General features: G+C 37.1%; 11 protein-coding genes. 9 read left to right on the top strand and 2 right to left on the bottom strand.

Annotation, left to right across the window (positions count from 1 at the left end; translation table 11 throughout):
* Positions 1-118: 118 nt before the first annotated feature.
* On the bottom strand, positions 119-2,809 hold the full coding sequence (locus DBR40_RS15035) for a tetratricopeptide repeat protein (RefSeq protein WP_233603903.1): 2,691 nt from the start codon (positions 2,807-2,809) through the stop codon (positions 119-121).
* 177 nt (positions 2,810-2,986) lie between these two features.
* Here DBR40_RS15035 and DBR40_RS15030 point away from each other — a divergent pair, with 177 nt between their 5' ends.
* The 8 genes from DBR40_RS15030 to atpG all read left to right on the top strand — a co-directional run bounded on the left by DBR40_RS15030 (position 2,987) and on the right by atpG (position 9,167).
* Positions 2,987-3,211 (top strand): AtpZ/AtpI family protein, encoded by a 225-nt coding sequence (locus tag DBR40_RS15030; protein ID WP_124560572.1) that lies wholly within the window; start codon positions 2,987-2,989, stop codon positions 3,209-3,211.
* A gap of 298 nt (positions 3,212-3,509) precedes the next feature.
* Positions 3,510-3,779, top strand: coding sequence for a hypothetical protein (locus DBR40_RS15025; RefSeq protein WP_233603902.1), 270 nt, complete (start codon positions 3,510-3,512; stop codon positions 3,777-3,779).
* A gap of 14 nt (positions 3,780-3,793) precedes the next feature.
* The gene (atpB, locus tag DBR40_RS15020) at positions 3,794-4,963 is read left to right on the top strand and encodes a F0F1 ATP synthase subunit A (protein WP_124560571.1); all 1,170 of its coding nucleotides are present in this window, start codon (positions 3,794-3,796) and stop codon (positions 4,961-4,963) included.
* Positions 4,964-5,005: 42 nt separating this feature from the next.
* Positions 5,006-5,218: an ATP synthase F0 subunit C gene (gene atpE / locus DBR40_RS15015; protein WP_025144011.1), complete on the top strand. Its 213-nt coding sequence runs from the start codon at positions 5,006-5,008 to the stop codon at positions 5,216-5,218.
* A 90-nt stretch (positions 5,219-5,308) separates the two neighbouring features.
* Positions 5,309-5,803 (top strand): F0F1 ATP synthase subunit B, encoded by a 495-nt coding sequence (locus tag DBR40_RS15010; RefSeq protein WP_090983248.1) that lies wholly within the window; start codon positions 5,309-5,311, stop codon positions 5,801-5,803.
* A gap of 120 nt (positions 5,804-5,923) precedes the next feature.
* A complete protein-coding gene (gene atpH / locus DBR40_RS15005; protein WP_124560570.1) occupies positions 5,924-6,463 on the top strand; it encodes an ATP synthase F1 subunit delta in 540 nt (179 codons plus the stop codon).
* A gap of 149 nt (positions 6,464-6,612) precedes the next feature.
* Positions 6,613-8,187, top strand: coding sequence for a F0F1 ATP synthase subunit alpha (atpA, locus tag DBR40_RS15000; RefSeq protein WP_124560569.1), 1,575 nt, complete (start codon positions 6,613-6,615; stop codon positions 8,185-8,187).
* Between the two features lie 86 nt (positions 8,188-8,273).
* Positions 8,274-9,167 carry an ATP synthase F1 subunit gamma gene (gene atpG / locus DBR40_RS14995; RefSeq protein WP_124560568.1) on the top strand — a complete coding sequence of 298 codons (894 nt, stop codon included), beginning with the start codon at positions 8,274-8,276 and terminating at the stop codon, positions 9,165-9,167.
* A 306-nt stretch (positions 9,168-9,473) separates the two neighbouring features.
* Here atpG and DBR40_RS14990 read toward each other — a convergent pair whose 3' ends face one another.
* Positions 9,474-10,181: a hypothetical protein gene (locus DBR40_RS14990; RefSeq protein WP_124560567.1), complete on the bottom strand. Its 708-nt coding sequence runs from the start codon at positions 10,179-10,181 to the stop codon at positions 9,474-9,476.
* A gap of 142 nt (positions 10,182-10,323) precedes the next feature.
* On the opposite strand from DBR40_RS14990, the gene DBR40_RS14985 reads away from it, so the two are divergent.
* On the top strand, positions 10,324-11,088 hold the full coding sequence (locus DBR40_RS14985; protein WP_124560566.1) for a 5'-nucleotidase, lipoprotein e(P4) family: 765 nt from the start codon (positions 10,324-10,326) through the stop codon (positions 11,086-11,088).
* Positions 11,089-11,145: the final 57 nt, after the last annotated feature.

Raw genomic sequence — 11,145 nt, 5'->3', positions numbered from 1 at the left:
GCCTTAGAGCATCATAGCTTTTAGCTTTAGTCTTCCCACTTTTTTTTACCACCTCAACACCTAAGGGCATTATAGTTTTTGGCTATAGTCTTTCCGCTTTGGTCTTTCGTTTAGTCTTCTATTTATAATTGTCTTTTAAAAACTCCAGATATTCGTTAATGCGCTGCCTGTTGATTAATTTCTCAAAGTTTTCTTTACTAATGATAAAGCCTTTATACAGGTTAGCCGGTACTTTCATAATATTCTTTAATTGACCAATAATGCTTGATTCGTACAGTTTGGCATCTTCGAGATCGACAAAACTGGTTACGTAAATCAATTGATCGTTATCAAGCTCTACCAATTTATGTACCAAATCGTTGTCGGGATAGTTGCCGCGGTTAAATTGGCCTAAGCCAAAACGTGATGAACTTAGCGTTAGGGTAGCATCGGCAACATCGATTACATAATAATATTCTTCTGATTTTGCTGCACTGAAAATACTAGCTGGTTTGTTTACATCAGCAGGTTTAACCTCAACCGGTTTGGCTACTGTGGCATCTGCTACTTTTACCGGCGCATTTCCGGTTACTAAAGGTTTGTTTTCAACCGGTGTTGGGGTAGCCTGACTTACAAAACGAGGTGCATTTGGATCGAAATCGATCAGGGCAACAGGTCTTTGCTTAAACTCTTCGAGGTTAGCTTCAATATATTTCAGGTGATCGCGCACCAAAGGGGTAATAATTTTATCGTTTGGATAGAGGGTGTTAATCAGGTTAAACTGGGTGAGCAGAGAATCTACTTTAGCAGTACGGCCAATGGCAATGGCTTTTAAATAAGCATATTGTGGTGCAAAATCATTATCAGGAAATGCACTGATATTATCATTAACCTGTTTTACCAGGTTTGGATAGTCCTTTTTAGCATAGGTATCAAAAGCAACATTGTAGTTGTTTATGGCTATGTTTTCAAGCTGACTTTGTTTAGCTGAGTACGATGGATCTGAAATGGTTTTTGCAAAATTAGATTCCGGGAATTTTTTCAGCACCAATTGTTTGTATTCTTCCGATTTTGCCTCATTGGCACTTTTATTATTCAGGTATAAACTGTAGTAAATGGCTACCAGGTGATTATTCTCCGGAAATTTTTTCAGCAGCTCCGCATATATTTTATTTGCTTCAGCTTTGTCGCCCAGTTCCTGCTGATAAAAACTGGCTATTTCGAAATAAGCGTCGACAACCTTTTGATTAGAGGTAGCCAGCAATTCGGGCGTGGTAGGTAAACCGTCCATAAACTGCTTCTCTAAAGAAGTTTGATCGGCTGTTGCCTGATTACTGCCCCCATTTGCAGGCGTTATACCTGTGGCTACATTTCCTCCTGCAAGTACCGAATTGGTTTCCTGCGCCGATGAACGCACACTCTGTCTCCAGTTATCTTCCAGCTGTCTGTTGCCCCAGCGTTTTTTAAAATCGCCAAAACCTGCACTTATTGCTGCGTTATTGCTAAAATAAAAGGTATTACCACCGGCATTTTTGGGCGTATTTAAAGATTGATTCGGGAAATCTGGGTCATTTAAAAACTGGTTATTGATTACACCGCCTGTATTGGCAACCTCAACTTTAGGCGTTAAATAGGCTTTAACCTTTGCCTCGCGCTCACTTGCCGGAAGTTTGGCAATCGCCTGAGCAGTATCTTCTTTAGCGATAATGGTATATCTATCCGTTAAATACTGGAGGTTATTCGCTTTTTTAACATTCACATCATAATCAGGAAAGTTTTTAGGTAAAATTACCACCGTGCTATCGTAATAACGCTTTGCCTTTATATAATTGTTAAATTCTTTAAAGTTTAAATCAGCAATCCTTAAATAAGATAGTGCTTTTTGATTTTGGTTCCGGGTACTGGTTTGTACCGATTTGTTATAATATTCTGCTGCTTTTACAAAGTTGCCTTCGGCCGACAATAGCTCACCCACTTGATAATAAATCTGATCGGTATAATCGGTGTTTTTATCATCTTTTAACAAGGCCAAAAGCTGTTGTTCTTTGTTAAGTTTCTCGCCACTTAACAATGCTTTTAACTTAATGCGGTTTAAATTAGCATGGAAATACATCTCAAAGGGTGCATTACTTTTCTCTACTCTTGTAAAATTGGCGTAGGCATCGGTAATGTTTTTTTCTTTCTCCTGTAACTGGGCGAGAATAAACTGCCAGCGGATGCGTAATTGTTTTTCTTCCGCACGTTCAATGGCCGATTCGAGAAAAAGGATGGCTTCTTTGTTCCTTTTCTGATAAATGCGCATTTGCGCCGCAGTTGCTAATGGTTCTGCAATATCTTTTTTCAGCTCATCGGCAGCACGCAGCATCGTATCAATTATCTTATCGGCAAGCACCATGTTGTTCAGCTCCATCTGGCTACGGGCTTTCCAGTTCATGGCCATGATGAACGTTTTTAAATCGCTGCCGTAGGTTTTTGCCGTGTAATCAAAATATTCAGCGGCTATAAAATAATTTCCTTTCAGGTAATTGGCCTTACCCAGAAGCATATAGGCATCATCAATATAGTTACTAAAGCTTTTCTCGTTAATAATGGTCTGGCTTTTGGTAATTACCTCGTCCAATTGTTTATTGGCTACGCCAGGTGTTAAAACCAAATTTACCTGCGGTTCGGGATCGAGGTACACCGGTAGTATTTTTTCGTAGTTATCGGTATAACTTTGAAGTAAACTCTCGTTATATTCGGTTAATAAAACATTTGAGTTATAAATATAGTTATATCTTGCCGTTAGGTTCTGAAATCTTCGGTCAACGGCTGTATCCTTGTTTGCCACACAGCCATATATAAAAAACAGGCTGAAAATGAAGAGGAGAGAATTTAAGTTTCTGCTAGCGTAATTTTTCAAGTATGATAGGTATCTTTAGTATAACATATAAACAAATTGTAATCCAAATTATTATTGGTAGTCAATTTTAATTATTCAAAGTTAATTTAATTATTGCATTAAAAAATGGAAAATCCGAAAGAGGAAGATACAAAGAAAAAGGTAAATGCGGCCGCCAAATATTCGGCCATCGGCTTCCAGATGATTGCTACTATTGGCCTTTTAACTTTTATTGGCTACAAGATTGATGAACACAAGCAAAGCAAAACCAATTTAATAACGGCAGCTTTTGCCCTGGCAGGGGTAGGAATTGCACTTTACCAGGCCATCAGGCAGGTTACCAGGGATTAGTTTTCGGTTAGAAGTTCTCGGCTAACCGATTAACCAATTCAAACCGTTAATCAAAATCCAGCAATAGTAACCCTCATCTTGATTAACCCGGTTATACAATAATTATCTCCCACACTAGTTAGTTGATACTAAAAACCTTATCTTTGCCGAAGTTTTTATTTGCTAACAAATTATTCCATTGACTCTGGCCAAATTTACAAGTATCTATTTCATCTTCGTAGGCTTATTAATAGGCATTGTTGCCGTTTTACCCTTACTATTTCCTAATACCCAACTTTTTATTGATAATTTTTGGGTGATGTTCGGCTTTTTAACTGGCATTACTTACATCGCTTATTTGCTGGTTGATATTGGTATAAAACGCGATCCTGAGGTAGGTATTATGGCTATTATGGGATCGATAGCAGTGAAGATGATTTTTTGTATGGCTTTTGTCTTGATTTACAGTATAAAAGCAAAGGGAATTGGGCTTGTATTTCTGCTTAATTTTTTTTCTTTATATTTATTGTTTACGGCCTTTGAAATTTACTGTTTGTTACGTAACTTGCGCCACCAAAATTTAAAGTAAAAAACTGCCAATAAATGGATTGTAACCGAGTTTTTGTGTCTAAAGTTAAAAGGCTAACTATTGTTTTTACGCTTTTAATCGCGTTTTTATCTATCAAAATTGATACTTTCGCTCAAGTTGATAGCGCTGTTGTACCTGTTGATAGTGCTGTTGCCGAATCTGCTCATGTAGCTTCTGGAGAACACGGAGCATCAGCTGAACATGGCGAAGAAAAATTCGAGCCAACCAAAGTAATTATGGAGCACATTGCGGATTCGCACATGTGGCACCTATGGGGGCATACTTCATTGCCTCTTCCAGTAATTTTATATACAGCTAATGGTTTAGAGGTGTTCTCTTCAGCTCATTTTCATCATGGTGAAGAAGATTATCAAGGTAAATACAATAAATACCGTTTGGTAACGGGCTTAAAGCAGAGCATGTCGAAAGATATGTTTAATAAAAATATTAAAGTTGTTGGTGCAGACGGTCAGATTGATGAAAATGCATCTGATACAGTAATTGATTTATCTATTACGAAAAATATAGCAGCAATGTTTGTAGCTATATTCGTAATTGTAATTGTGTTTGCTACTGTAGCAAGAGCTTATAAAAAACGTGTAGGTAAAGCGCCAAAAGGTTTGCAGTCTTTCTTTGAGCCAATCATTATCTTTGTAAGAGATGATATTGCTAAGCCGAACATAGGTCATAAATACGCTAAATTTATGCCTTATTTGTTAACTACGTTTTTCTTTATCTTATTCAATAACTTATTAGGTTTAGTGCCAATTTTTCCAGGTGGTGCTAACGTAACCGGTAATATTGCTTTAACATTTGTGATGGCTTTAGGTACCATGATTATTGTTAACATTAACGGTAACAAATACTATTGGAAACACATCTTTTTGCCTAGCGTTCCATTTTGGTTATGGCCTTTAATGGTTGTTGTGGAAGTAATAGGTATTATTTCAAAGCCTTTTGCTTTAATGGTACGTTTATTCGCAAACATTACAGCTGGTCACATTATCGTATTAAGTTTAATATCGTTAATCTTTATTTTCGAAACATTGGCTATTGCTCCAGTTTCAGTTGCATTCGTATTGTTTATGGATGTGTTAGAATTGCTGGTAGCGTTTTTACAGGCCTTTATTTTTACATTACTAACTGCCTTGTTTATTGGTATGGCAGTAGAAGAACATCATTAATAGAAAACTATTTTTTACAAATTAATATAAATTAAATTAGTTATGGTAGGTTCAATCGCGGCAATTGGTGCCGGTTTAGCAGTAATCGGTGCAGGTATCGGTATCGGTCAAGTAGGTGGTAAAGCAATGGAAGGTATTGCTCGTCAACCAGAAGCTGCATCAAAAATTCAGACTGCAATGATTATCGCTGCTGCCCTTATTGAGGGTGCTGCTTTATTCGGTGTGGTAGTTGCATTATTAGGCTTAAACGGTTAATAATCACTGAAGAAATTAGGTAGGGTATTTAACGATTGGTTATTTACCCCACCTTATTAAAAAAGATTGTTTTTAAAAATTAGATAAAAAATGGAATTAGTAACCCCAAGCATAGGATTGGTTTTTTGGACTTCGTTAGCATTCATCTGCTTATTGATCTTACTTAGAAAATTTGCATGGAAACCGATTTTAGGTGCTATTCACGAACGTGAGCAAAGCATTGATGAGGCTTTAAACAAAGCTGAATTGGCAAAACAGGAAATGGCCCGTTTAACCAGCCAGAATCAGGATTTAATGCAACAGGCCCGTGCCGAACGCGACGAAATTTTGAAGGAAGCTAAAACCCTAAAAGATAGTATCTTAAACGAAGCTAAAAAACAAGCTCAGGTAGAAGGTGCTAAATTGATCGAGAAAGCTAAAATCGAAATCGAAAACCAAAAGAAAGCAGCTTTAGCAGAAGTTAAAGATCAGGTTTCTACTTTATCATTAGAAATTGCAGAACGTGTTTTACGTACTCAATTAGATGATAAAACTAAACAGGAAGCTTTAGTGGCTAACTTGTTAAAAGACGTTGAATTAAACTAGTTTTGAGAAAATAGATTTGAGATACTAGATATGAGATGTTAGATATGAGATAGGGTAATAGCTCTAAAATCTCAGATCTCAAATCTCAGGTCTCCCATCTCCGATCTCACACCTAAAAATATGTCAGAAATTAAAGTTGCAAGCAGATACGCCAAATCATTAATAGACCTAGCCGTTGAAAACAACGCTTTACAGGCCTCTTATAACGATATGGTTTTATTTGAAAAAGTGGTTGACGAGACCCCTGAACTGGAAGCGATATTAAATAACCCGATTGTACCTTTAGATAAAAAGACCGGTATTTTAAACGGTATCTTTGCTGATAAGGTAGGTGCCTTAACCATCACTTTTTTCAAAATTGTGGTTAACAAAGGCCGTTCGGCTATTTTATTTGCTACGGCAAAACAGTTTGTGCAACAATACAATCAGATTAAAGGTATCGTTACTGCTGATGTTACTTCTGCTACAGCTTTAAGCGCTGGAGCTAAAGAAGAGATTGTTGCCATTGTGAAAAAGGAATTAGGCGCTAATGAAGTAATCGTTAATGAAAAAATTAACGAGAAACTAATTGGTGGTTTTATATTAAAAGTTGGCGACAAACAATTTGATGCGAGTATTGCCAGCGGTTTAAGTAAACTTAAGAAAGAATTTGCGCAATAGCGCTAGCGCTAAGGGTTAGGCAAACGGCAGTAAACGCCAGGCGCCAAACGCTAAGCACAAAATAAAAATTGCGACAAGCGGATGGCGAATAAATGCCAGGCGCCATGCGCTAAGCACTAAACATTTATAAAAAGATATAAAGTAAAATTATGGTAGAGGTAAGACCAGACGAAGTATCGGCAATTATCAGACAGCAATTGGCGGGCTTCAAATCAGAAACCGAACTGGAAGAAGTTGGTACCGTGTTGCAAGTAGGCGACGGTATTGCCCGCGTTTACGGTTTAACTAAAGTTCAATCAGGAGAGTTGGTTGAATTTGCAAACGGACTTCAGGGTATCGTATTAAACCTTGAGGAAGATAACGTTGGTGTGGTACTTTTGGGTGCTTCAGACGAGATCAAAGAAGGTGATACCATTAAACGTACCAAAAAAATTGCCTCTATTAAAGTTGGTGAAGGTATGCTTGGCCGTGTAGTTAACACTTTAGGTGAGCCTTTAGATGGTAAAGGTCCGATTTTAGGTGAAACTTACGAGATGCCTTTAGAGCGTAAAGCACCAGGTGTAATTTACCGTCAGCCGGTAAATGAGCCTTTACAAACTGGTATTAAAGCAATCGATGCAATGATTCCAATCGGTCGTGGTCAACGTGAGTTAGTTATTGGCGATCGTCAGATTGGTAAAACTGCTGTTTGTATCGATACCATTATCAACCAAAAAGAATTTTATGAAGCAGGCCAGCCTGTGTTCTGTATTTACGTAGCTATTGGCCAGAAAAACTCTACTGTAGCTAACATTGTACGTACATTGGAAGAGAACGGTGCTTTACCATATACAGTTGTTGTTGCTGCTTCGGCTGCAGATCCTGCTCCAATGCAGTTTTATGCTCCGTTTGCAGGTGCTGCAATTGGTGAGTTTTTCCGCGATACTGGTAGACCAGCTTTAATTGTTTATGATGATTTATCTAAACAAGCTGTGGCTTACCGTGAGGTATCTTTATTACTTCGTCGTCCACCGGGCCGTGAGGCTTATCCAGGTGACGTTTTCTATTTACACAGTCGTTTGTTAGAAAGAGCTGCGAAAATCAACGCTAACGATGATATCGCTAAAAACATGAACGATTTACCTGAGTCGATCAGACACATCGTTAAAGGTGGTGGTTCATTAACAGCACTTCCAATTATCGAAACTCAGGCAGGTGACGTTTCTGCTTATATCCCGACTAACGTAATTTCGATTACTGATGGTCAGATCTTCTTAGAGTCGAACTTGTTCAACTCAGGTATCCGTCCGGCTATTAACGTAGGTATCTCGGTATCACGTGTAGGTGGTAATGCGCAAATCAAATCGATGAAAAAAGTTGCTGGTACTTTAAAGTTAGATCAGGCTCAATACCGCGAGTTAGAGGCTTTCTCTAAATTCGGTTCTGACTTAGATGCTGCAACTAAATCGGTACTTGATAAAGGTGCACGTAACGTGGAAATGTTGAAACAAGCGCAATTCTCTCCGTTCACTGTTGAGAAACAAGTTGCAATTGTTTACGCTGGTACTAAAAACTTAATGCGTAGCGTTCCGGTTAACAAAGTAAAAGAATTTGAAACTGAATTCTTAACTCAATTGGAACTGCGTCACCCTGAAACTTTATCGGCATTAAAAGCTGGTAAATTTGATGATAACATTACTGGTGTTTTAGATACAGTAGCAAAAGAGATTTCAAGTAAATATTAATAAGATTTGAGACATGAGTTTTGAGATTTGAGATTAGGACTTAACGTCTCAAATCTCATGTCTCAAAACTCACATCTAAATAAAGAATGGCTAATTTAAAAGAAGTAAGAAACCGGATTGCATCGGTACAGTCAACACAGCAAATCACCAAAGCTATGAAAATGGTTTCGGCGGCTAAGTTGAAACGTGCTACCAACGCAATTATCGCTTTACGTCCTTATGCAACTAAACTGAAAGAGATTTTAGGTAATCTGTCAGCAAGTTTAGAAGGCTCTTCATCACCTTTTATCCAGGAACGTGAGCCCAATAAGGTTTTAATTGTTACTGTATCATCAAACCGTGGTTTGGCAGGTGCTTTTAACATGAACGTAATTAAAGCGGCCAATAATTTAATTGCTGAGAAATATAGCGAACAGTTGAAAAACGGTAATGTAAGCATTATTTCTATCGGTAAAAAAACTCAGGATTTTTACGAGAAACGTAAATACAACGTTATCGGTAACAATAATGAAGTATTCTCTGCCTTAACTTTCGAAAACGTAACTAAAATTACGGATGCGATTATGGCAGGATTTGTTAAAGGTGAGTTTGATAAAGTAGAGGTGGTGTATAACCGTTTCAGAAATGCAGCTGTACAGTTTATCACTACCGAGCAGTTATTGCCTTTACCAAAAGCTGAACAGGCGGCAGAGCAAAAAGAAGAGAAGAAAACAACCAATGTTGATTATATCTTGGAGCCTTCTCAGGAAGAAATCGTTGAGCAGCTAATTCCTAAATCAATTAAAATCCAGTTGTACAAAGCAGTGCTAGATTCTCATGCATCTGAGCACGGTGCACGTATGACATCGATGGATAAAGCAACTGAGAATGCCGGTGAGTTATTGAAAGCGTTAAAACTTTCGTACAACCAGGCGCGCCAGGCAGCAATTACAACCGAGTTAACGGAGATTGTAAGTGGTGCAGCAGCATTGAATGGATAACATTATGTTTGAAGTTCAGCGTCCTTAGTTTGGAGCCTGAACAAGCAAAAAATATAAAACGCATTTCTTAATTGAGATGGGTTTTTTTGTTGGCCATAATTTTGTAAGTCAGCATTATTATGCCCTGAAAGGCCATTTAGCGAAGCATTTATTATTTTCTTACAAATGGTGTCAGATAAAACTTACTTTATTCGTTAAAGCAAAACAATGCGTACTTAAACATGCTAAAAATGAAGCCCATTCCTGTTAAGAAATGGGCTTTGTATTCTATGCTAAATGATTTAATTAGCTAACAGGCTTAAAATATTAGAAGTATAAGGATTCTGTATCTAATCTCAATCTTAAATAACCATTCTCAATTTTTTTAATGTTACTACCGTCTCCATGGTAAACAGAGGCGTTGAACTTAGCTTCAAGTAGGTATTTGCCTGATTTAAGCATTTGGAAATTTGTAATTTCAAATTTTGACTGGCTTTGTAGTTCTGCCTTAAGTGGAGCAAAATATAAAAGACTACTATATGAAAATGTTTGGAATCCATAATAATTTCCACTCAATTCTATGGCAATGCCATTCTGGGTATTTGTTTTTGAAAAATCTATAGCATATCTATGTTCTCCGATCGAGAACAAGTCAAGTTTGTTTAGCGGAACAAAAAATGCATTATTAGTTTCATTTTTTGTATATCTTTTTAAGAACATGATTGTTATCCCATTTTTACCGCCAGAGAATTTAAATGTTCGCCCGAACATTACTGCATCCTGATCTCCAGAGGAATACTCAACATAATTAACAACAGAGTCTAATTTCCTATTCGCTTTTGCATTTAGCATGCTTCTAACCGCTTTATCATTCAGAATAATTTTTTGACCTTCGATTATGTAGGAAATAGAATCTCCAAGTAATTCTAAGGAATTATTTTTTTCATCTATTGATTCTTTAATTGGCGATTCTTTTTTACAAGCAACAAAGAAAAATAAGATAATGGCAATGACCGAGAGCTTTTTATAATTCATGATAAATCAGATTTTGTTAGCATACTGCTAAAAATAAATAATTTATAGAACTAAAAAATTAAAAAAAGAATTACTACGACATATGATTTAATTGAATACTTCATTATTAGAGTTTATTATCTTTATATTATAATATTATAGTATGAAAAAACAAATACTGATTATCTTATCGCTCATCCCATTTATGGCTGCTGCCCAAAATCCTGCGCGTGATTATACCAATGCCGTGCTATGGCAACAAACATCGGGCGAATACCGAGCTTTATGCTTTCAGGCCTACAATTTTGCACATTTATCGCTAAAAGAGGCTGTATGGGCAGATACGAGCATCAAACCCAATTGCGTAATTGTGGATATTGATGAAACGGTGCTGGATAATTCAGCTTTTCAGGGGCATGAAATTAAAAAGGGTTTAAGTTATGCGCCAACCGATTGGACTGAGTGGACCAATTTAGCACAGGCCGATACTGTTCCGGGGGCACTGGCTTTTTTAAAGTTTGCTGAAAGCAAAAACATCGAAACTTTTTATGTAAGCAACCGCGATGAAAAGGATTATGGTGCAACTTTGAAAAATCTGCAGAAATTTGGTTTTCCATATGCTGATGATACACATTTGCTGGTTTCGAAAGGCACTTCTAACAAAGAGCCCCGAAGACAAAAAATAGCAGAAACGCATAACATTTTAATGCTCTGTGGCGATAATCTGAGCGATTTTTCGAATGTTTTTTACCGCGAAAATAAATATACAAACGAACAAGTGAACTTAAACCAGCAGCTTTTTGGTGTTAAATTTATAGTATTACCAAACCCTATGTATGGAGATTGGGAAAAGCCTTTGTATCAGGGTGAAAACCTATCAGACAAGGATAAAGCCAAACAACGTTTAGAACGATTAAAAAGTTACTAAGTTTATATAATTATTCAGCAATAAGTATTACTTTTGCTGCATCATAAAAATAAACAT

Source organism: Pedobacter sp. KBW01, from assembly GCF_003852395.1.
GTDB lineage: Bacteria > Bacteroidota > Bacteroidia > Sphingobacteriales > Sphingobacteriaceae > Pedobacter.
Note: the sequence above shows the minus strand (reverse complement) of the source record. Positions and strands in the feature narration are given on the sequence as shown.